20 protein-coding genes, 1 tRNA gene, 1 other RNA gene and 2 pseudogenes are annotated in these 21367 nt (G+C 65.9%); 14 read left to right on the forward strand and 10 right to left on the reverse strand.

Translation table 11 applies throughout. The features are described from left to right. Both JYA52_RS01730 and JYA52_RS01735 read left to right on the forward strand, forming a co-directional pair. Nucleotides 1–178: pseudogene (locus tag JYA52_RS01730) on the forward strand (sugar phosphate isomerase/epimerase); the annotation flags it as partial. 4 nt (nt 179–182) lie between these two features. Continuing rightward, the gene (locus JYA52_RS01735; protein WP_205651427.1) at nt 183–719 is read left to right on the forward strand and encodes a GNAT family N-acetyltransferase; all 537 of its coding nucleotides are present in this window, start codon (nt 183–185) and stop codon (nt 717–719) included. Here JYA52_RS01735 and JYA52_RS01740 read toward each other — a convergent pair. Both JYA52_RS01740 and JYA52_RS01745 read right to left on the reverse strand, forming a co-directional pair. Further along, a complete protein-coding gene (locus JYA52_RS01740; protein ID WP_205651428.1) occupies nt 716–2848 on the reverse strand; it encodes an amylo-alpha-1,6-glucosidase in 2133 nt (710 codons plus the stop codon). The genes JYA52_RS01735 and JYA52_RS01740 overlap by 4 nt on opposite strands. A 36-nt stretch (nt 2849–2884) precedes the next feature. Continuing rightward, on the reverse strand, nt 2885–3973 hold the full coding sequence (locus JYA52_RS01745; RefSeq protein WP_205651429.1) for a glycosyltransferase family 4 protein: 1089 nt from the start codon (nt 3971–3973) through the stop codon (nt 2885–2887). 242 nt (nt 3974–4215) lie between these two features. On the opposite strand from JYA52_RS01745, the gene JYA52_RS01750 reads away from it, so the two are divergent. Then, nucleotides 4216–4944 carry a DsbA family oxidoreductase gene (locus tag JYA52_RS01750; RefSeq protein WP_205651430.1) on the forward strand — a complete coding sequence of 243 codons (729 nt, stop codon included), beginning with the start codon at nt 4216–4218 and terminating at the stop codon, nt 4942–4944. Nucleotides 4945–5052: 108 nt separating this feature from the next. Continuing rightward, the gene (locus JYA52_RS01755) at nt 5053–5682 is read left to right on the forward strand and encodes a TetR/AcrR family transcriptional regulator (protein ID WP_205651431.1); all 630 of its coding nucleotides are present in this window, start codon (nt 5053–5055) and stop codon (nt 5680–5682) included. A gap of 24 nt (nt 5683–5706) precedes the next feature. On the opposite strand, the gene JYA52_RS01760 is transcribed toward JYA52_RS01755, so the two are convergent. Together JYA52_RS01760 and JYA52_RS01765 are read right to left on the reverse strand one after the other, a co-directional pair. Continuing rightward, on the reverse strand, nt 5707–6381 hold the full coding sequence (locus JYA52_RS01760; RefSeq protein WP_205651432.1) for a LytR C-terminal domain-containing protein: 675 nt from the start codon (nt 6379–6381) through the stop codon (nt 5707–5709). Beyond that, nucleotides 6374–6673: a type II toxin-antitoxin system VapB family antitoxin gene (locus JYA52_RS01765; protein WP_205651433.1), complete on the reverse strand. Its 300-nt coding sequence runs from the start codon at nt 6671–6673 to the stop codon at nt 6374–6376. Before JYA52_RS01765 ends, JYA52_RS01760 begins: the two co-directional genes overlap by 8 nt. A gap of 147 nt (nt 6674–6820) precedes the next feature. On the opposite strand from JYA52_RS01765, the gene JYA52_RS01770 reads away from it, so the two are divergent. Both JYA52_RS01770 and JYA52_RS01775 read left to right on the forward strand, forming a co-directional pair. Further along, nucleotides 6821–7753, forward strand: a complete 933-nt coding sequence (locus JYA52_RS01770; protein WP_205651434.1) for a Cof-type HAD-IIB family hydrolase — start codon at nt 6821–6823, stop codon at nt 7751–7753. Between the two features lie 72 nt (nt 7754–7825). Continuing rightward, on the forward strand, nt 7826–9463 hold the full coding sequence (locus JYA52_RS01775) for a stealth family protein (protein WP_205651435.1): 1638 nt from the start codon (nt 7826–7828) through the stop codon (nt 9461–9463). A 57-nt stretch (nt 9464–9520) separates the two neighbouring features. On the opposite strand, the gene JYA52_RS01780 is transcribed toward JYA52_RS01775, so the two are convergent. Both JYA52_RS01780 and JYA52_RS01785 read right to left on the reverse strand, forming a co-directional pair. After that, nucleotides 9521–10432 carry a phosphodiesterase gene (locus JYA52_RS01780; RefSeq protein WP_205651436.1) on the reverse strand — a complete coding sequence of 304 codons (912 nt, stop codon included), beginning with the start codon at nt 10430–10432 and terminating at the stop codon, nt 9521–9523. A gap of 172 nt (nt 10433–10604) precedes the next feature. Beyond that, nucleotides 10605–10844, reverse strand: coding sequence for a hypothetical protein (locus JYA52_RS01785; protein WP_205651437.1), 240 nt, complete (start codon nt 10842–10844; stop codon nt 10605–10607). Between the two features lie 85 nt (nt 10845–10929). Between JYA52_RS01785 and JYA52_RS22895 the strand changes: the two genes are divergently transcribed. After that, the gene (locus JYA52_RS22895; protein WP_307869281.1) at nt 10930–11715 is read left to right on the forward strand and encodes a hypothetical protein; all 786 of its coding nucleotides are present in this window, start codon (nt 10930–10932) and stop codon (nt 11713–11715) included. Between the two features lie 257 nt (nt 11716–11972). Here the strand turns inward: JYA52_RS22895 and JYA52_RS22900 are convergent. After that, nucleotides 11973–12785: pseudogene (locus JYA52_RS22900) on the reverse strand (M23 family metallopeptidase); the annotation flags it as partial. A gap of 192 nt (nt 12786–12977) precedes the next feature. Between JYA52_RS22900 and JYA52_RS01795 the strand changes: the two are divergent. Continuing rightward, nucleotides 12978–13886, forward strand: a complete 909-nt coding sequence (locus JYA52_RS01795) for an oxygenase MpaB family protein (RefSeq protein ID WP_205651438.1) — start codon at nt 12978–12980, stop codon at nt 13884–13886. 59 nt (nt 13887–13945) lie between these two features. Here the strand turns inward: JYA52_RS01795 and JYA52_RS01800 are convergent. Then, nucleotides 13946–14033, reverse strand: a tRNA-Ser gene (locus tag JYA52_RS01800). Between the two features lie 143 nt (nt 14034–14176). Here JYA52_RS01800 and JYA52_RS01805 point away from each other — a divergent pair. The 5 genes from JYA52_RS01805 (at nt 14177) to JYA52_RS01825 (ending at nt 20123) form a co-directional block, all read left to right on the forward strand. Next, nucleotides 14177–14500: a YqfO family protein gene (locus tag JYA52_RS01805; RefSeq protein ID WP_205651463.1), complete on the forward strand. Its 324-nt coding sequence runs from the start codon at nt 14177–14179 to the stop codon at nt 14498–14500. A gap of 61 nt (nt 14501–14561) precedes the next feature. Beyond that, nucleotides 14562–14658, forward strand: an RNA gene (gene ffs, locus JYA52_RS01810) — signal recognition particle sRNA small type. Beyond that, nucleotides 14657–17866, forward strand: coding sequence for a DNA polymerase III subunit gamma and tau (locus tag JYA52_RS01815; RefSeq protein ID WP_205651439.1), 3210 nt, complete (start codon nt 14657–14659; stop codon nt 17864–17866). Before ffs ends, JYA52_RS01815 begins: the two co-directional genes overlap by 2 nt. Before the next feature lie 140 nt (nt 17867–18006). Next, entirely contained in the window at nt 18007–18606 is a 600-nt protein-coding gene (gene recR / locus JYA52_RS01820) for a recombination mediator RecR (RefSeq protein WP_205651440.1), read from the forward strand. Between the two features lie 158 nt (nt 18607–18764). Beyond that, nucleotides 18765–20123, forward strand: a complete 1359-nt coding sequence (locus tag JYA52_RS01825; RefSeq protein WP_205651441.1) for an aspartate kinase — start codon at nt 18765–18767, stop codon at nt 20121–20123. A gap of 86 nt (nt 20124–20209) precedes the next feature. Here the strand turns inward: JYA52_RS01825 and JYA52_RS01830 are convergent, their stop codons facing one another. Together JYA52_RS01830 and JYA52_RS01835 are read right to left on the reverse strand one after the other, a co-directional pair. Next, nucleotides 20210–20401, reverse strand: a complete 192-nt coding sequence (locus tag JYA52_RS01830; protein ID WP_240459854.1) for a hypothetical protein — start codon at nt 20399–20401, stop codon at nt 20210–20212. 131 nt (nt 20402–20532) lie between these two features. Continuing rightward, nucleotides 20533–20727 (reverse strand): hypothetical protein, encoded by a 195-nt coding sequence (locus JYA52_RS01835; protein ID WP_240459855.1) that lies wholly within the window; start codon nt 20725–20727, stop codon nt 20533–20535. Between the two features lie 113 nt (nt 20728–20840). On the opposite strand from JYA52_RS01835, the gene JYA52_RS01840 reads away from it, so the two are divergent. Beyond that, the gene (locus tag JYA52_RS01840; protein ID WP_205651444.1) at nt 20841–21311 is read left to right on the forward strand and encodes a MarR family winged helix-turn-helix transcriptional regulator; all 471 of its coding nucleotides are present in this window, start codon (nt 20841–20843) and stop codon (nt 21309–21311) included. Nucleotides 21312–21367: the final 56 nt, after the last annotated feature.

Consider the following 21367-nt stretch of genomic DNA (forward strand, 5'->3'; position numbering starts at 1 on the left):
CCCGTGGGAATCCTCCTTCCGCGCCCTCACCGCCATCGGGTACACCGGCCCCATCTCCATCGAATGGGAGGACGCCCGCATGGACCGCCTCCACGGCGCCCCCGAAGCCCTCGCCGCGCTCAAGAAGTTCGACTTCCCCGCAGCCCAGGGCAGTTTCGACGCCGCCTTCAGGCAGTAGCCCGATGACGCACACCATCCGGCAAGCAACAGCGGACGACGTCGGGCGGCTGGCTGAGCTGGCGGCCGTCACCTTTCCGCTGGCGTGCCCGCCGGCCTCCTCCCCCGAGGACATCGCGGCCCACCTTGCGGGCACGCTCAGCGAGCGCCACTTCCGCGCATACCTCGCCGACCCCGCGGTGACGGTGCTGGTGATCGACTCCGGCGGCGGCCTCCGCGGCTACAGTCTGCTCGTGAACAGGCCCGCCCTGGATCCGGACGTGGCCTCGGCGCTTACCGCGCTGCCCTCGGCGGAGCTCAGCAAATGCTACGTCCACCCTGACCACCACGGGCTCGGCGCCGCGGCTGACCTCATGCACGCCAGCATCGAGTCGGCCGCAGCCGCCGGGGCAAGGGGAATGTGGCTCGGCGTCAACAGCGAGAACACCAGGGCCATCCGGTTCTACGAAAAGTCAGGCTTCCGGAAGGTGGGGACCAAGTCCTTCCGGCTGGGAAGCGCTGTCGAACACGACTTCGTGATGGAGCGGCCGCTGCGCGGCTAGTTGGCGAGGTCCTTGTAAAGCGGCAGGCGGGGGTCGCTCCGGAGCTTCAGTGCCGGCGGCAACCCCTCCACGCTTCCCTCCCTGCCCCGGCCGTGGATGGTGATCCTGGAGCGGCCCAGGAGGACGTTATCTGCCCGGAAGTCGCCCATCCGGTCCGGAAGGATCGGTGCCAGGTGGACTTCGTTCCGGGTGAAGTCGGGGTCAAAACGCAGCAGGATGCGGGCCAGCTGCACCGGTGCCGCGGCCGCCCACGCCTGTGGGGAGCACGCCGTCGGGTATGGCACCGGTTCCGGGAAGTCGCTCCGGTCAAACCCGCAGAACAGCTCCGGAAGCTGCCCGCCAAAATGGGCCGCCGCCGCAAAGAGCCCGCTGGCAATCCGGCTGGCCTCGTCCACGAAGCCGTACCGCATGAGCCCGGTGGCCACGAGCGCGCTGTCGTGCGGCCACACCGAACCGTTGTGGTAGCTGACGGGGTTGTACGCGCCCATGTCCGAGGCCAGCGTCCGGATGCCCCAGCCCGTAAACATCTCCGGCGACATCAGGTGCTCCGCGACCATCGGAGCCTTGTCCTCGTCGACGAGCCCGACCCAGAGACAGTGGCCCATGTTGGATGCGCACGAGTCAACCTGCTGCTTGTCCTTGTCCAGGGCGATGGCGTAATAGCCCTTGTCGGGCATCCAGAACCGCTCGTTGAAGGACGCCTTGAGGCGTGCAGCGCGCCCGGCCCAGTGGCGTTCCAGGGAATCGTCGCCGGTCCAGCGGGCCAGCAGCGACCGTGCCACGTAGGCGGCGTACACGTAGCCCTGGACCTCGCACAGCGCGATCGGCGGCTCAGCCATCCTGCCGTCGGCGAAATTGATCCCGTCCCACGAGTCCTTCCATCCCTGGTTTAGCAGTCCGTGGGGGTTGGGCCTCAGGTACTCCACAAAGCCGTCACCGTCGCCGTCCCCGTAGTGCTCGATCCATTCCAGGGCACGATCCGCATGCGGCAGCAGCGAATCAATGATGTCCTCGCCGAGGCCCCAACGGCTGAGCTCCCCCAGGACGGCGACGAACAGCGGGGTGGCGTCCGCGGTGCCGTAGTACGCCGTGCCACCCAGCGCAAGGCCGGCATTGATGCCAAACCTCACCTCGTGCGGGATCCGCCCCGGCTCTTCCTCAGAATCCGGATCCACCTTTGTCCCCTGGATCCCGGCCAGGGTCTGCAGCGTCCCGGCGGCCAGGTTGGGGTCGACCAGCAGCGACATGTAGGCAGACAGCAGGGAATCCCGGCCGAAGAGCGCCATGAACCAGGGGGCGCCGGCGGCAACCGCAGCCCGGTCAGGGTGGGCATCGTCGAATATCCGCAGGGAACCCAGATCCTTCTGGCTGCGGTCCAGCACATTTTGAACGTTCCGGTCCATGACGGTCACCCGCGGCACATGCTCCTCCCATGCCAGGTGCCTCTTGACGCCCATCCGGTGGTGCGGAGGCGAGGCCTCGGAAAAGGGCTCCTCCGGCCCCACCCCATTGATCAGTGGAACCGCAATGACGGCGGTGGACCATTGTCCCCTGGCCGGAATCTCCACCCGGAAAGCCAGTGCATCCTCGCGGACCAGGGCCCCCGCTGCGCGGATGGCCACGCCCCGGCGCTGGCCGTTGCGCTCGGCTTCGATATGGAGCTCGGCGCCCTGGACCGACCTGCGGGTAACGGCACCGGTGGGCGCCCTGCCGCCCTTGACGTCAAAGAGGTCCGCCATGTCGGCCTCGACGCTCAGCTCGATGTCACAGTCGGCCGGCTCAGACGAGTAATTGATGAGGGTAATGTCATCCCGAAGGCCGGGTCCTATGTGCCGCTGGTGCCGGACCACCAGCGGGCTGTCGAACCTGCCGTCCGGCCAGCGCGCCCTGCCAACGAAGGTGGCCTGGAAAGCCCTGGGCGTCTGGGCCCCCAGCGGCTCGCGAAGGGACCCGTTGACCCGGAGCATCCAGCGGGAAATTACCCGTGTGTCCTGGTAGAAGACCCCTTGTGAGCCGCCGGGAATGATGTCGCCATTGTGGGAGGAGATGCAGAACGAGGACCCTTCGACCACGGTGACCGCGCCGGCTTCGGAGGGGCCCGCCTCCGTGTCGGCATTCCAGGCGTTCATGGGCTGGTCCCTTCCCTTGTACAGGCGCGGCCGGGGTCAGGTGCCCGGCGCCAGCGAATCGTGTATCTGATTCTCATGCACTGTGCCCGGATCGGGAACCCCGAAAGGCAACTTCTGCCCAAGCAGCCGGGTGAACAGATCCAGGTGGTCCGCGACCATCCGCTCCGAGCTGAACCGTTCCGCAACGGAGGCGCGGCAGGCCGCCCTGCTGAGCTCTTCGGCCCGGAGCAACAGATCCGGCAGCTCGTCCAGCGAGGACAGGTAGCCGGTGGATCCGTGCTCCACCACTTCGGGTGCGGCGCCAACGGGAGTGCCTATGACGGGGGTTCCCGTGGCCAGAGCTTCGATCATCACCAGCCCGAAAGGCTCGGACCACTGGATGGGGTTCAGGAAGGCGAAGGCCTCGCCCATCAGCGCGTACTTTTCGGCGTTCGCCAGCTCGCCAATAAATTCCTCGTTGGGCCCCATGAGCGGCTCGATAACCTCCCGGAAGTATCGCATTTCCTCGGGTTCGCGGATTTTTGCCGCAAGGCGCAGCGGGACTCCGGCCTTCCGGGCGATGGCGATCGCTTGGGCTGGACCCTTGTCCGGGGACATCCGTCCCACAAAGCACGCGTAGCCTCCCTGCCCGCTGCCTGTGGGGACGGCCGCCAGGTCCATCCCATGATGGATGACCCGGGCAACCGGAACGTCCGGCGCATGGCTGACCTGGTCGCGGGAAATGGCGACAATGCTCGCGGTCTTGCCGATGGCCCGGTAAACGTCCACCGCCGACGGCGTCAGCTGGCAATGGATGGTTGTGACCACCGGCACCGAGGCCGGACGGTGCGGATACAACGGGCCGGCCATCGTGTGATCGTGGATGATGTCCACTCCCCGCATGCCCCGGTAAGCGCGGATCACGTGACTCAGTTCCGAAAGCGTGAACCCCAGTTCGGCCGGTTCGGCCTGCCGCATGTCCGGGACCCGGGGAACAGGACATTCGCTGTCCGACGGGGCAGCCAAGACCACCTCGTGGCCGGCATCAGCAAAGCCGCGGGCAAGGCTGTCCACCACCCTCTCGGTCCCACCGTAAGCGGGCGGTGGAACCGGAATCCAGGGTGCTGCAATTAGTCCTATCCGCATGCCTGGCCTCCCAGCCCGCAGGCAGGATGCTTCCGCACAACGGTAGAAGCGCCTGCCTGGCGCCTCGTGGTCAACCACGAGTATGTTCGGACGAACACCATCCGACGGCTGACTTCATAACCTATGTCAAACGATAGGATCCCCGGTGCCGCCGGGCAAGACCGCCCGCCTTCAGGTTGGCTGTGGCCTAACCGACACCGCCGCTGAGGAATGCCACAGCTCGGGTGGAGGTTGTGGCAGGCATGAAGATTGAAATCTGGTCAGACGTCGCGTGCCCCTGGTGCTACATCGGCAAACGGCGCTTCGAGGCCGCCCTGGCCGAGTTCCCCCACCGCGATGCCGTGGAGGTGCAGTGGCGCAGCTACCAGCTGGATCCGTCCCTGCCCGAACACTACGACGGCACCGAACTCGACTACCTCAGCACCCGCAAAGGCATGGCCCCCGAACAGGTTTCTCAGATGTTTGACCACGTGGCGGCGCAAGCCAGGGGTGAGGGGCTCGACTACCGGTTCGACGCCGTCGTGGTCGCCAACAGCTTCACCGCCCACCGGCTGATCCATCTGGCGGCCGCGCACGGGAAGCAGGACGCCGCCAAGGAGCGGCTGCTCAGCGATCACTTCGAGCACGGCCAGGACATCGGCAGCCGCGATTACCTCACCGGGCTCGGCGGGGAACTGGGTCTCGACGCCGGCGCGGTGGCCGAGCTGTTCACCTCCGACAAGTACGCCGACGACGTCCGCCAGGACTTTGCCGAAGCGCGCGCGCTGGGCATCAGCGGGGTCCCCTTCTTCGTGATTGACCGGAAATTCGGTCTCTCCGGGGCCCAGCCCTCGGCAACTTTCAGCGTGGCCCTTGAACAGGCCTGGCAGGACGCCCATCCGCTGGCCATGGTCAACGCCGGCGGCCCCGGAACTGAGGACGGCACAGAGAAGGACGGCGGGGCGTGCGGGCCGCAGGGCTGCGCCGTCTGACGTTGCGGTTTTGGGCGGCCAACGCGCGCCGCCCCACGGCACACTAGCGGCGCAAAACGTGCACAAAACCCGCAGGGGTTTACTGACAGAGCGCGGTAAAGTGTGCGTATGCCACGGATTTCGGCCCCCAGCAATGCTGCGCAGCGCGCCGAGACCCAGCGCCGCATACTCACTGCCTTTGGCGAACTTCTCTTCACGCACGGGCTGCCCGGGCTGACCATGACGGACGTGGCCCGCCATGCAGGCATCGGGCGCACGGCCGTGTACAACTACTATGCGGACATCGAAGAGCTGCTCATTTCCTATGCGCTGGTTGAAACGGAGCGTTTCCTCGCGGAACTGAGGGAATCCCTGAACCTGCTGGAGAACCCGGTGGACCGGCTGGCGCTCTATGTGCGCTCCCAGGTGGAGGACCTCAGCCGCCGCCACCTTCCACCCGGCCCGGCCATGGGCGCCGTGCTCTCCCCTGCGTCCTTCGCCAAGCTCGCCGACCACGTCGGTGGCCTCAGCGACCTCCTGCAGGACATCCTGCGCGAAGGCATGGACCAAGGCTACTTCCCCGTGGCGGACGTCCGGCAGCAGGCCCAGCTGATCCACGGAACCCTGTCCTCCAGCGCGGCCCGCAGCAGCGAGGAGACGGACGACCTGGAGGAACGGGTCTCCCGGACAGTGCGGTTCATCCAGTTGGGTGCCGGTGCGAGGTTCGACGACGGCGGCCGGCCCGTCCGCATGGCGTGACCTCCCGCTGCTGCTGGCTAGCGGTCAGCCTTTGGCGCCCTGGGTGGGGACCACGGGCCACTGGCCGTCGTCGGCAATGCGACGGCTTTCCCGCGGGCACTCCAGCTTGCCTGGAGTCTGGTCCACCAGTTCCGGTTTGGCCAGGCCCCTGTAGTCGCCGGTGAGAATCACGTCAACGCTGGCATCGGAGCGCGCGTCCTGGAAATAGTCCGAACCCGGGAGGTTCCGCTGCACGGCGAAGGCCGCGGCCTGGCCTGCGGCGCCGGACACGATGGCTGCCACGCCGCGGTAGCCGGTTTCGATGTTGCCAACCTTGCCCATTGCAAATTTCCGGACCTTGAACTCGTTGGCTGCTGACTTCGCCAGTCCGGCCCTGGTGGTGGCGTTGAAGACATTGACGGTGACCTTGGCGTGCGGCGTGTAGTCGAAGGTCGTGGCGGGGCACGCGGACGCCTGCACCTCGGTGTTTTCCGTCCCGGGAAATTTGATTTGTCCGTTCATGATCGCCACAGCTCCCATGACGCTCGTAACAATCAGCCCGAGGAGCATGAACAGCACCACGCCGTGCAGGATTTTCCGGCGCAGCTTTCGGGAGTGGTCGGCCGCCTCGTCGTCGGGCACGAACGTGGCACGGAGCTCAGGACCTGTGATGACGCGGTGCCCATGCAGAACCGTGACGTCCTTGGGTTTTCTAGCCATCGATCACCAACACCCGGGCGTGGATGGCGGTGCGCTGGTGGAGCGCGGTGCGGACAGCCCGGTGGAGACCGTCCTCGAGGTAGAGCGTTCCCTTGTACTGCACCACATGCGGGAAAAGGTCGCCGAAAAAGGTGGAATCCTCGGCCAGCAGGGCTTCGAGGTCCAGGGTCCGCTTGGTGGTCACAAGTTCATCCAGCCGCACCGGCCGTGGCGGCAGCGCGGCCCAGTCCTTGGGCGTGCTGTAACCATGGTCGGGGTAAGGGCGTCCCTCGCCCACAGCTTTGAATATCACGTTGCAAGCCTAAGCACCTTGCCTGTTCTAGGGAATGTGGATCGGGTCCCGGATCGAGGTTGTAGCCAAACAGTAACCATGAGTCACATGCGGGGCACTCGCGTCCCCCTGGGGCGCCGCGGGGGCGGCGGCTGACAGAATGGAGCCATGACTGCTCCTCCCGCGAATGCCACCGCTGCCGCCTTCGGCTCCCACACGCCGTCGGCCCCGGCCCTTGCCCTCCTCCTGGACGTCGACGGCCCGGTCGCCAGTCCCGTCACCCGCGATGTGAAGCCCGGCATCATCGCCGATCTGGTGGCCCTTGCGACAGCCGGGGTACCGGTCATCTTCAACACGGGCCGCTCCGACGCCTTCATCCGGGAGCAGGTCATGGAGCCGATGATCGCAGCGGGCATGCCGAGCGGCACCCTGATCCATGCCATTTGTGAAAAGGGCGCCGTCTGGTTCAGCTACACCGCCGCCGGCGCCGGACCCGTCCACGTGGACCGTGAACTGGCTGTGCCCGCAGCCTACGGTGACGACGTCCGCCGGATGGTGGCTGAGGACTACTCCTCGCACATGTTCTTCGATGAAACGAAGCGCGCCATGGTCTCGGTTGAACAGCACATCGAGGTGCCGAACAGCGAGTACCTCGCCGAGCAGCGGCTCTTCGATGCAGAAGCCATGGAACTGATGCAGCGGCACGGCCTGGGTGTCGTTCGCCTGGACCACCACGCACCCAATTCCGACGACGAGATCGACTACCGCGTGGACCCCACCATCATTTCCACGGACATCGAATCAGTACGGCTCGGCAAGGACCTGGGCGCCAGCCGTGCAGTGGAATTCCTGGCAGCACAGGGCATCACGCCGCAGGCCTGGCGGACCGTGGGTGATTCCCGCACGGACTACGCCATGGCCGACTGGCTGCACCACAACGACCACGCGGTCAAGCATGTGGATGTCCGGCCCGCGGACGGTGTGCCGGACAAGCCCTACGACATCCTCACGGCCGCCGACCTCGGCCTGGATGCTACGGTGATTCACGACGACGCCGGTGCGGCTTTTCTCCGCAGGTGGCGCGAGGCGCTGGTGGGCTAAGCCCCTGCCGCCGCTTTGCGGGCGGCCCGCTCCGCCGGCAAATTATCCTGCAGTTTTTTCGGCAGGACTATCATGCAAGTAAGAGCCCACCCTCTAGCAGCACGGAGAATCACCATTACAGACGTAACGGTTCAGGATGACATCTACTATGGCGGACAGACTTCCGAGGACGTCCCCGCACTTGCGGAAGTAACGTCGCCGGCTGCTGTTGCGCGCCTCAAACATCGCCCCGACGTGGTCCGCACCTCAGGCCGGTATGCCCTTATAAACCAGAACCGGACGCCATACCAGGCCATGGTCGAGGACTTGCTCTTCCTGCGGAACGTGCTCGCGCAGGCCGGTTTGGATTACCTGCTGGTCCGCGGCAACAACGACCGCCCGGTCATCGCCCTGGACTGGAAAAACCGCAAAAAACTGCGCGCTGCCCTGGTGGATGCGTGCCGCAACGAGCCCTTCTACTCCATGACCGTGGATGCCAAGAAGAAGACGTCGGTGCTGGTGGCCGACGGCGAACTTTCCACCAACCGTCAGGCCAGAATCTTCAGGCTGTACAGGCCACGGGTTGAGCCGAACGGCGGCTTCGAGTTCGGCGCCTCGGCCGGCGTGCAGGTGGAGCTCTGGAGCTTCGAAGGCGATGAGGTGATCCTGCCGATCGAGAACTCCCTGACCCGGCGCACCATGCTGTCCCAGGACGCCGTGCGCGGAACGGTTGAACGGTACGGGCACACGTGGCCCACCATCGAGAATATGTTCGCGGACCACGCAAGTGACATCAGCTTCGACATCGATCTGGTCTTCTCCTGGGTGGACGGCAGTTCCCCCGAGTACATCGCGGCACGCCGGGCCAGGCAGGCCAACGCTGTTCTCGGCGAGGGTGACGACCACGAAGCGCGGTACCGGCAGATCAACGAGCTCAAGTACGCGCTCCGCTCCGTCTACATGTTTGCGCCGTGGATCCGCCGCATCTTCATCGCCACGGACTCCGCCGCGCCTGAGTGGCTGGCCGACCACCCGTCCGTGACGATCGTCCGGAGCGAGGAGTTCTTCGCCGATCCCTCCGTGCTGCCCACCCATAATTCCCAGGCCGTGGAATGCCAGCTGCACCACATCGACGGTCTCTCGGAGCACTTCCTCTACTCCAACGACGACATGTTCTTCGGACGCCCTGTTGGACCCGACCTGTTCTTCACGCCCGGCGGGATCACCAAGTTCATCGAGGCGGAGACCCGCATCGGCCTCGGGGAGAATGCGGCCGAGCGCAGCGGCTTCGAGAATGCCGCCCGGGTGAACCGCAAGCTGCTCTGGAACCGCTTTGGCCGGATCACCACCCGCCACCTGGAGCACAGCGCCGCGCCCCTGCGCCGCAGCGTGGTGGCCCAGATGGAGGATGAATTCCCGAGCGAGTTTGCCAAGACTGCTGCCAGCACCTTCCGCGCGGCGGACAACATCTCAGTGACCAATTCGTTCTACCACTACTACGCGCTGCTCACCGGGCGTGCTGTCACCCAGACCGCGGCCAAGGTCAGGTATGTGGACACCACACTCCGCGCCGGGCTCAATTATCTGCCCAAGCTGCTGTCAAAGCGGAACATGGATTTCTTCTGCCTCAATGACGGCAGCTTCCCCGAGGTTCCCGCCGAGGAACGGGCCGAGCTGGTCACGGACTTCCTGGAGAAGTACTTCCCCATCAAGGCGCCCTGGGAGAAGTAGCAGCACATAGGCCAGAGCCCCCGCAGTCATGAACTGCGGGGGCTCTGGCTTATGTGGCTAGTTTCGCGTGAGAACGGGCCGGTTCGCCCGCTCGGGAATGCGGATGCCGGCAGCTGCCAGACGCCGCTCCGTTTCCTCGGGGCTGACATACTCCCCCACGGTCGGCGTGCTTCCCAGCGGCACCACGGAATGCACGATGGTGTGCTCGTAGACGTGCACGAGGTTGAAGGCCTGCCCGCCGTCACGGCCGCGCGTGCCTCCCACCGGAACGTTGAGGTCCTGGGTGTAGCACGTGGCAGAGGCGACCGACACCGGGACACCGGCGAAGCTCGCCGTCGTCGAGTAGTGCAGGTGCCCCGCCAGGATGGTGCGGACGTCCGAGTTGCGCACTACGGTCTCCAGGGCAGCCTGGTCACGGAGCTCCACCAGCACGGACAGGTCCAGTACCGACGGTACCGGCGGATGGTGGAGCGCCAGGATGGTGCCGTCCGGAGCGGGCGTTTCCAGCTGCGCGGCCAGCCAATCCAGCTGGTCACTGCTGAGTTCCCCGTGATGGAACCCTGGTACGGACGTGTCCATGGTGATGACCCGCAGGCCGTTGACGTAATAGCTTTGGTCCACCGGGTCGTCATTGCCCGGCTGGTCCAGCAGGCCCGCCCGGAAGTTCGCGCGGTTGTCGTGGTTTCCCATGGCCCAGATGACTTTGGCGCCGAGGTCCCTGCACGCCGGTTCAACGATCGCGCGGAGTTTGGCGTAAGCCTCGGGGTCTCCCTTGTCCGCCAGGTCGCCGGTGAAAATCACGGCTTCCGGACGGGCGCCTGATGCCTGGACCTCATCGAAGAGCTGAATCAGGCGGGCTTCGCTGTCAACTGCGCCATAAAGGGGGTCCGGACCTCCCAACAAATGGGGGTCGCTCAGGTGGAGTAGAAAATGACGTGGCCTGGGGTGCTCGGCCTCGATGAGCTCCATTGCTGCCTTCGCGGTAGTTAGGAAGCGGGTGCTTCCAGTGTCCCTCTCAGTACGCTCCATCCAACCAGATAAAAAGCAAACTGTGGGGAAACTGAAGTTGGCATGTTGAAAAATTACGATGCCTGCCGCTTACCGGCTAACGCTCCTCGCTTTCGTTTCATCTGGGCGGACATCAGGCGATGACCGCGTTGGGGTGCCGCAGTTCCGGGATCACCGGAACAACGGCGGGGGCAGGACGCCCCACGTTTGTGTGTCCTCGGCCAGGGATATTTGCCTTGGCTTGAAGGGGAAATGTGACGCCCGGGGGCCGCTGGTCCCGGGCTGCGGACGTGCGGGAAGGCTCCTCAAAACCGGCGGTCTCGGATCCGGCTCCGTCCTTGGACGGCAGCCGGATCTTTCGGAAGGACTGCACATAGTGCTTTCTGGCCGGTTGCATGGTCGTCAATAATGACAACGGAAATGTACTCCGCTGCATTCCTTCGACCTCCTCACGGTTGGTGAACAGCCGGACGGCGAACCCCGCCGCGCCCTACTACGGCGCGGTTGTGGGGGCCGCCGTCACGGCTGTTTCTGTTCCTGCAGGTGCAGTTGCAGGAGCTTGGGTTGAGCCTGGAACAACCGTTGGCTCAGGCGTTGCTGAGGGAACGGGTGCCGGAGCAGGGGCGGGTGCCGGAGCTGGTGCCGGGGCGGGAACGGGTGCCGGAGCAGGGGCGGGTGCCGGAGCAGGGGCGGGTTCGATAATAACCGCGGTGGGCGTGGGCGCCGGGGCGGGAGGAGGTGCCGGCGCCGGGGCGGGCTCGACAACAATCGCGGTGGGCGGGGCCACCGGGGCAGGTGCCGGTTCCGGTGCCGGAGCAGGTGCCGGAGCCGGTGCCGGAGCGGGTTCAGAATACGGTTCCGGCGTCGGATCAACAGGAGGCGGACCCGGTTCGGGCTCGGGCTCCGGCGCGGGGGCAGGGTCCGGTTCCGGCGTCGTAGTCGGCGGCTCGGTCGTCGGCGGCTCCGTCGTCGCAGGCGGCTCCGTCGTCGGCGGCGTCGTTGCCGGCGGCTCGGTCGTCGGCGGCTCAGTGGTTGCCGGCGGCTCAGTGGTCGTAGGCGGCGCGGTCGTGGCCGGCGGCGTGGTGGTCGTCGGAGGCGTGGTGGTCGTCGGGGGTGCGGTCGTCGTCGGGGGTGTCGTCGTCGTCGGCGCGGTGGTTGTCGGCTTCGTCGACGTCGGCGGAGCGGGTTTGGACGTGGTCGACGGTTCGGGCGCGATGGTCTGCAGTGGACTGCTGTTGGCCTGAGGCGTTGAGGCAGCCCAGGTTGCAGTGGAACTGGGCATCAGCGAGGGGCTGGCGCCGCTGGAGGGAGTCCAGGTGTAAGGCCGGGCGTCGTAATAGGTGGAGGGCTCAGAGCTGCCGTCGCCAGTGTTCCCGCGAAGGAAGGGGATCGCCCAGCCGGCGAGATTGGCCGCAGCGGGATCAAAGCTGGTCATGACCGCCTGCTGCAGCTTGTCGACCTGCCGGATAGGCAGCAGGGTCCACTTGGCTGGATCCTGGTGTTCCCCGTCCTCGATGACCTCGAAGTGGAGGTGGCACCCGGTGGACGATCCTGTGGTACCCACCTGGGCAATGACCTCACCGACACGGACTCGGTCGCCCTTGGCAACTGCCACGGACTGGAGGTGGTTGTACGTGGTGATGAGCCCATTGCCATGGTCGATCTCCACCCTGTTTCCGCCGCCCCACGGATGCCATCCTGCGGCTCGCACAACTCCGGAATCGGCCGCGTAGACACGGGTGCCACAGGAAGCGGCGAAATCCTGGCCCCAGTGGAACTCACCGGATTCGCCCGTCAGGGGGTTATGCCGCAGGCCGAAGGAGGAACTCGGATACAAAACCTCGAGCGGGGCCATGAGGAAACCTGCACCCGGCCGCCTCAAGGCAGTGGATGCGACGCCTGGGGACTGTGGCTTGACCGTGCCAGTGGAGGCAACGCCCTTGGAGCTCGTCTCCACGACCGTCCGGCCAAAGGGTACTTTGGCAACCAACGCCGCCGCCGGACCGGCTACGGTGCGCCCCTCGGACGTGCTGCCCGGATCGAGCAGCGCCGGGCCAACGACGCCGGAGGGCGGTACGACGCGGACTGCAGCCTCGTCAAGCGCCCCAGTGGGGGTCTGGAAATGGCTGACCGGCGATTGGAACCCGAACGCGAAGACGGAGAAGCCTACGACAACTGCCGCAGACAAGCTCCGCAAAGCGATCCGTCCGGGGCCGTTCGCCCTGGCTGTACCTTGGTTTCCCCCATGAGTTGCCACAGAATTCTCCTGATGTAGGACCCGCCAACTCCTTGTCTCGACGAGCATGTCCTCCATTGTGGCCACACGGGAAGGCACCGGGAAACCCCTAAAACTGGGGGGTGAATCCCTGTGCTTTATAGGTTTAACCCCCCAATCCGCGCACGAACAAATGGAGTCCGGACCGTTTCCGCACGGCCTCTAAGATCCGGCAGGCGAGGGCGCTCAAAATCGTAGTCACACTCTCAGTTCAGTGCGCGAGAATGGAACATGCGCAATGTCCTCAGGGAATGGCAGGCGGAGGTCAGACGAACTCTGACAGGCAGCCCTTCTGCGCCGCCCGAATGGGCAGAAAAGTTTGCCCAGGGAAATGACCCGGGCTTTTACCTGCCTGGCTCGGCCGTCTGGGCCGTCCACCACGGGATGCCCACCATCGTCGCGGGCATCCGCTCCCTTCTCATGCAGACGCTTCACCCCGGCGTTATGGCCGGCGTCTATGAACACTCCAAATTCCATGAGGACTCACTCGGCCGTCTTGCGCGGACAACGCGCTGGATCCATGCAGTCACGTACGGTTCCACGGCTGATGCCCGCACTGCGACGGATTCGGTGCTGCGGATTCACGATACGGTCCGCGGACAATACGTCGACGGGACCGGCGCCACGCGCGACTATTCGGCGAACGATCCGGACCTGGTCCGGTGGGTGCACGTCACGTTTACTGATTCATTCCTCACGGCACACAAGAAATGGGGCGGACCCATTCCTGGCGGCCCCGACGCCTATGTCCGCGAATGGGCGCAGGCGGCGCGGCTGATGGGGGTCAGTTCACCGCCGCTCCGTGAAGTCGAGCTGACACGGGAATTGAACGACTGGTTCGCGGTGGGCGCCTTGCGCGCGGATGAACGGGTTGCCGAAACCGTGGCTTTCATCCGCAACCCTCCGCTGCATCCATGGCTGCTGCCCGGATACCGCGTGCTTTTCGCAGGCGCTGTGCTCAGCCTCGAGCCGAGGTACCGCGAGATGCTGGGGCTGCGGACGGCGCGGCTTGGCCCACTGCCCCTGCCGGTGGGATTGGCAACCAGGGTGACTCTCGCCGTCGTACGCCTCGCGCTGGGCCGGATGGGACCCAGCGAACTCGCCGCACGGCAGCGGCTGCGGCGGCTGGGCGTGGCGTAGCCGGCGGATGCCGGCAAAAGGAAAACCCGGTTCCGACAGAATCGGAACCGGGTTTCCGGTGGCGGAGAATGGGGGATTTGAACCCCCGAGGGCGTTAACCCAACACGCGTTCCAGGCGTGCGCCATAGGCCGCTAGGCGAATTCTCCAACTGCTTCTGAACCAAAAGCAGATACTAGAATACCCGAACTTTCCTGCATCTCCCAATTGAGCGTTTTGGCCGTCAATTCACCCACCGTCTGGCAGGCCGGGGAACTGCGACATGACAGCATCCCGCTGGCAGGATGGTGCCATGTCGCAGCTGCACGCCCTGGTGGTCTATGTCCCCGAGTCCCATGCCGAAGCAGTGCTGGCCGCCGTCGGAGACGCTGGCGCCGGACGGCTGGGCGACTACTCGCACTGCTCGTTCACATCGCCCGGCTCGGGCCGCTTCACCCCCTTGAGCGGCTCCCGTCCGTTTATCGGAGCCGAGGGCGTGCCCGAGCAGGTGGCTGAACTGCGCGTGGAGTGCGTGGTCGCCGATGAAGTGCTCGACGCCGTTGTGCGGGCACTGCGGGCGGCCCACCCCTACGAGGAACCCGCGTTCATGAGCTGGCCGGTGAACGGGCACCGGTAGCCCGGTGATCGGGGCTGTCCGGGCCGATTCGGGGCAGACCGAAACTTCGGGTAAAGTATCTGACGGCCCCTCATGTGGCGTCATCCTGTTGAACTCCCCCAGGACCGGAAGGTAGCAAGGGTAGACGGGCTCTGGCGGGTGCATGGGGGGTCTTTTATGTCAGCCCCGATTGGTAGGGTTTTCTCTGTGACTGTTACTACCGCCCTTTACCGCAGATACCGCCCCGACTCGTTCGCGGACGTTATCGGGCAGGAACATGTCACGGAGCCGCTCATGACGGCCCTGCGCAAGAACCGGGTGAACCACGCCTACCTGTTCTCGGGTCCGCGCGGCTGCGGCAAGACCACTTCGGCCCGCATCCTGGCCCGCTGCCTCAACTGCGCCCAGGGACCCACAGACACCCCCTGCGGCGTGTGCCCCAGCTGCATTGAACTGGCCCGCGGCGGCGCAGGATCCCTCGATGTCATCGAGATCGACGCCGCCAGCCACGGCGGCGTCGACGACGCCCGGGACCTTCGGGAACGGGCCACCTATGCCCCGGTCCGGGACCGCTACAAGATCTTCATCATCGATGAAGCGCACATGGTCACGTCGGCCGGATTCAACGCCCTGCTGAAGATCGTTGAAGAGCCGCCAGAACACATCAAATTCATCTTTGCCACGACGGAGCCGGACAAGGTCATCGGTACCATCCGCTCCCGCACGCACCACTACCCGTTCCGGCTCGTGCCGCCGGAGCCGCTCCTGGCGTACCTTGAGCTTCTCTGCAACCAGGAAAACGTCCCGGTGGCGCCCGGAGTGCTGTCCCTGGTCATCCGCGCCGGTGGTGGTTCCGTCAGGGATTCGCTCTCCGTGCTGGACCAGCTCATGGCAGGGGCAGGGCCGAACGGCCTGGACTACGAGCTCGCCGTTGCGCTTCTCGGATACACCCACGCCTCGCTACTGGACGATGTGGTCGAGGCCATTGCCGCCTCCGATTCAGCCACTGTCTTCCGGGCAGTGGACCGCGTCATCCAGACCGGGCACGATCCACGCCGCTTCGTGGAAGACCTCCTGGAACGCTTCCGTGACCTCATCATCGTCCAGGCCATGCCGGAGAGCGCCCAGTCCATCCTCCGCGGCATGCCCGCCGACCAGATCGCCAGGATGCAGAGCCAGTCGCACAACCTGGGCGCCGCGGAACTGTCCCGCGCGGCGGACGTCACCAACACCGCGCTCACTGAGATGACCGGCGCCACCTCGCCTCGGCTGCATCTCGAGCTCTTGTGCGCCCGCATCCTGCTGCCCAGCTCCGAACAGACCGAACGTGGAATCGCCGCACGTATTGACCGTGTGGAGCGGAGACTGAACTACTCGGGGAACGACGCCGGCACCACGGCCGCCGCTGTTTCCGAAGCCCCCGCTCCCTCAGCGCCTGTTGCAGCACCTGTTGCAGCACCAGTTGCTGCGCCCGTTGCTGCGCCGTCGGTTCCGCGCGCTGCCGCGGCGTCTGACGCTGTTTCCGCTCCGCAGCAGCCGCCATCCCCGGCGGAGCCACGCCGCCAGGCCCCTGAACCTGCTGCCGCCATGCCCGCCACAGCGCCATCGGGCACGGCGGAGACCCGCCCGCCGGCGGAGCGGGAGCCCGTCTCCGCCCCCCGGATCAGCACCAGCGACTGGCCCGTGGACGAACCGCAGTCCGGCGCCCGCAGGCCGTCCGGCGATTCGGTTCGTGGCAGCGGCCCCGAATCCGCGCCTCCCGCGCCGTCGGCGCCCGTGCAGCCGGCATCCGTACCTGAGGTCCGGCACGCGCCCGCCAGTGCGCCGACTGGCGCGCCGGGCCCCGCCTCTGCAGCACCCACGGGTGGCGGTGCCAACGTCGAGGTGCTCCGCCGTGCGTGGCCGGAGATCCTGCAAACCCTCACCAAGATCAAGCGCAGCACGTGGGCCCTTGTGGAGCCGAACGCCCAGGTCGGCCAGTTCGATGGCCAGGTCCTGACGCTTGTCTTCACGACGTCCGGACTGGCGGGCGCATTTGGGCGGGCCGACCATTCCGAGAACCTGCGGCAGGCCATCCACAAGACCATAGGCATCGACTGCCAGATCACCGCAACGGCAGGCGGAACCAACAGGCCAGCGAGCTCTGACCCAAACCCAAAAGGTCCTACTAGCCGGGACATACCGGCTACCACGACGGACGCGGACTGGGGACTGACCCCTGCCGTGCCCGACTCCGGACGGGAAGCACCAAAAGAGCCGGCGCCTGCTCCTTCGGTGGCCGCTCCTCTCCGGCCCGCTGCTTCCGTGCGGTCCGCCGATCCTGTGCAGTCCGCCGATTCGGTCCAGTCCGCTGCTCCCGCGCAGGCGGCGAATCCCGGGCAGCCCGCAAATTCGCAGCCCGCGAATCCCGGACAGCCTGCGACCCCGGGGCCCGCCGATGCCGAACGGGGCAATTCGTACTCCTATCCCGACGACGACTGGGGTCCGCCGCTCGACGAAGATGCGCCGCCGCTGGACGAAGAACCGCCCGTGGACTGGGAGCCCCCGGCCCCGCATGAGCCACGCAGCGTGCCTTCGCCGGCCGACGCTTCCGGCCCGGCCCGGGCCTCCGTCCAGGCCAGCGTGCCAGCCCGTCCGTCCGGGGACAGTTCAAGTGATCCTTGGTCGCGCGCCGTCGAACAGGCACCCGGAGTGTGGGCCCTCGGCTCGGAAACGAACGTCGGCAAATACATGAGCCGGCCCGACGACCACGCCGGGCAGGAACCGCCGGCGCCGGCCGCTCCCCGGTATGACCCTGCAACGGCCCAGGTTCCGCCCTCCGCGTACCCGACGGCGCCGGATCCTGCAGCTACTTCACGCCCGGCTCAGGTACAGGCAGAGGAGTACGCCCACAGCCCCTCAACGGTTCAGCCGGGGGCGCCCGAGCCGGACACCGCCGAGTTCGTTCCGGCTTATGCCATGGCCTCCGCGCCGGCGACGGGATCCGGCGCAGCCGCGTTCACCCCTGGTGCGGCGCCCTCGGCGCAGCCCCATCTGGCGCCTACAAGGGTGACCGCGCTGGGGACCGCATCCGCGGGGGCGCCTGCCGCAGCACAGGGCGCGGCAGTACAGGGCACGGCTGCGGTGGCAGCTCCGCCGGCCGGCAACGGCAAGCTGAGCCTGTACCAGCGGCTGTCGAACAGCCCGGAGGCTGAAGCAGGGCGGGCCAAGGCACCCACTCGCCAGCCGGAATCCGCAGCGTCCTACACACAGGACATCCCCAGCGCAGATGACGAAACCATCGAGGAATCGGGTGTGTTTGGCAGGGCCGCGGTTGAGCGTATTCTGGGCGGAAAGCTGATCGAAGAACGGTCGCTGGACGGAAGCCCGCTGCTGCCCCGCTACTAGCCGTCATGGAACCGCGCCGGCATTGGCGATCGGCATTCTGTGCCATCGGCACTCATGGCTGCGGCAGGCATGGCGTTCCGGCCCCGCTAAAGCCAGCCAATCACGGCCGCTAATCATCCAACCAGGTAATCGAGGACATTGTGTACGAGGGTGCAGTTCAAGAGCTGATCGACGAGCTCGGGCGCCTGCCCGGCGTAGGGCCCAAGTCGGCTCAGCGGCTGGCCTTCCACATCCTGGAGGCCGACCCCCAGGACATGAAGCGCCTCGTGGATGCCATTACCACCGTCAAGGAACGGGTGAAGTTTTGCACCGTCTGCGGCAATGTGACGGAGCAGGAGCTCTGCAACATCTGCCGGGACCCTCGCCGGGACCCGTCCGTCATCTGTGTGGTGGAGGAGTCCAAGGACGTCCTCGCAGTGGAACGGACGCGCTCTTTCCGCGGCAGGTACCACGTGCTCGGCGGGGCCATAAATCCGATCGCCGGCGTCGGCCCGGAACAGCTGCGGATCCGGGAACTCCTGACCCGCCTCAACGACGGCGCCATTCAGGAGATCATCATTGCCACCGACCCCAACCTTGAGGGCGAGGCGACGGCGACCTACCTGGCCCGGATGCTCAAGTCCATCGGCATCACGGTGACCCGGCTGGCCTCCGGGCTTCCCGTCGGCGGTGACCTGGAGTACGCCGATGAGGTCACGCTCGGCCGCGCCTTCGAGGGCCGGCGCAACGCCCTCAGCTGAGGAGCCACCGCCCCGCCGGATACCTGCCCTAAGCCGGAAACGGTCACAATTCAACGGCCGGCGTTGGGCGGCGATAAACTGTCAACATCAGTTACGCCGTCGTGCCGCAAGGCCGCCTGGCCTCCAGAACTCCGATTTGATCCAGTGAGGGTGCACGCATGAGTATGCCCAGTACCGATGTGAAGACCGAACCGCAGCCGCAGGAGCTGACCGTCAACCCGGCATCAACCGCCCAGCTCATTGTGCAGAAGTTCGGCGGTTCATCGGTAGCCGACGCTGACGGTATCAAACGGGTTGCCCGGCGCGTTGTCGACGCGCAGAAGGCCGGCAACGAGGTTGTTGTTGTGGTTTCCGCAATGGGTGACACAACGGACGAACTGCTGGACCTGGCCGCGCAGGTCACCGACTCGGCTCCGGCACGGGAGATGGACATGCTCCTTTCCGCCGGCGAACGCATCTCCATGGCACTGCTGGCCATGGCCATCAACAAGTTCGGCGCGTCCGCCCAGTCCTTCACCGGCTCCCAGGCCGGCATGATCACGGACGGCATCCACGGCAAGGCACGGATCATCGACGTGGATCCCCACCGCATCCGGACGGCCCTCGACAAGGGGCACATTGCCATCGTTGCCGGCTTCCAGGGCATGAGCCGCAGCACCAACGAAATCACCACCCTGGGCCGGGGCGGCTCAGACACCACGGCCGTTGCCCTCGCCGCAGCCCTGGACGCCGACGTCTGCGAGATCTACACGGACGTGGACGGCATTTACACGGCCGATCCGCGCGTGGTGCCGTCGGCCCAGAAGATCGACCGCATTTCCAGCGAAGAAATGCTGGAACTGGCCGCGTCGGGGGCCAAGATCCTCCACCTGCGGTGCGTCGAATATGCCCGCCGCTTCGGAGTGCCCCTGCACGTCCGTTCTTCATTCAGCCAGCACGAAGGCACGTGGGTCATGCCCGGTGCCGACGACAAGATCAAGACTCAAGAGGGAGTTGCCTTGGAGCAGCCAATCATCTCCGGTGTTGCACACGACCGTTCCGAAGCCAAGGTCACTGTGGTGGGTGTTCCGGACATCCCCGGGAAAGCCGCCGCCATCTTCCAGGTGATCGCGGACGCACACTCGAACATCGACATGATCGTGCAGAACGTCTCTACCCACGGGACCGGCCGGACCGACATCTCGTTCACCCTCCCGATTGTCGAGGGTGCGGACGCCCTTGCAGCCCTTCGTGCGGCTGAGGCAGAGATCGGTTTCGAGAGCATTGAATACAACGAGCAGATCGGCAAACTCTCGCTGATCGGCGCGGGCATGCGCTCCCACCCTGGTGTTTCGGCCACGTTCTTCAAGGCGCTCTCCGACGCCGGGATCAACATCAACATGATCTCCACGTCCGAGATCCGCATTTCCGTGGTGACCCACGCAGACCTCTTGGACGAGGCCGTGCGCGTCATTCACAAGGCCTTCGACCTCGACAGCGAAGCGGAAGCCACCGTTTACGGCGGCACCGGCCGCTAAGGAAGCGGGAACAGCACAAGGAAGCGGCCGCCCGCCTGGCAAAACCAGGCGGGCGGCCGCTGTCATGTCTGCGGTGAAGCCGTTTCCTACTCCAGGTACTTCAGGTCGCTCTTGCGTATTGCGTAGTGATGGCCTTCGGAATCTGTCTCGACTTCAAACTGCGAAAGATCTTCTTCCGAGGCGTGCTCGAAGTCGTCATGCAGGTGAACCACCGGCGCTGCGGAATCGCCCACGGAGGCGGGCCCGAATACGAACCGGAGCCTGTCGGTCAGGTTCATGAATCCAGTGAGTACATGTGCCACAAGTACCACCCCCTTCCCTGATCGAAGGTCGCGAGCATTTGCTCTTCGTTACTGCCAGTGCCCTTATTTTACGCCGGGGCGGCGGAAAAGGCCCCGCGCGTTGCGGCCTAGCGGAGGGACTTATCGTCGGGATTGCGGGGCACCACATACGTGCTGCCGTCCGGGCGGCGGACCGTCTCCCACTGCTGGGTTTCTGCCTCGCGCTGGGCGAGCAACCTGCGGTTTTCCTCGGTCATTTCGTGTCCCAGGGAGCTTCGGTTCGCGGGGCCGAAAACAGCCCTCAGCTTGCCGGTTGCGCGCATGAACCTTTGTGTTGCGTTCTCTTTTGCCACGGTGTCCACTTCTCCATCTCCACACTGCTGCTTGAAACAAGGATACACTAATAATTAGTGCACTAACTATTGAAGGGACACTTATGAGCGCATCACAGAGCGAAGGAACACAAGCCGTCGACGACGACCTCCTGCTGGAACGGCAGCTGTGCTTCGCCCTGACCGTTGCCTCCCGCAGCGTGGTTGGCGCCTACAAGCCGGTCCTCGAACGGCTGGGACTGACGCATCCCCAGTACCTGGTGATGCTGTGCCTCTGGGAGTCCAGCCCGCGCTCCGTCCGTGACATCAGCGAGGCACTCGCCCAGGAGCCGGCCACCATCTCGCCGCTCCTCCGCCGGCTGGAAACCGCCGGGCTGATTACCAGGCGCCGCGTCGAAGGCAATGAGCGCGCCCTGGCTGTCGCCCTCACTCCGGCCGGAGCAGCGTTGCGGCAACAGGCAACCTCGGTCCCCGGCACCATGATGGCCAAGCTCGGGCTTACCCGGGAACAGGTGGAAGCGCTGCACCGCACCATGATGGATCTCATCGCCGCCACCGCCGGCCCGCAGGCCTAGGTTCCGGCTCCGGAACACGGCAACACCGCTAACCGAACGACGCCGGCACCCACCAC

The sequence above is a fragment of the Arthrobacter pascens genome (assembly GCF_017052465.1).
GTDB lineage: Bacteria > Actinomycetota > Actinomycetes > Actinomycetales > Micrococcaceae > Arthrobacter > Arthrobacter pascens.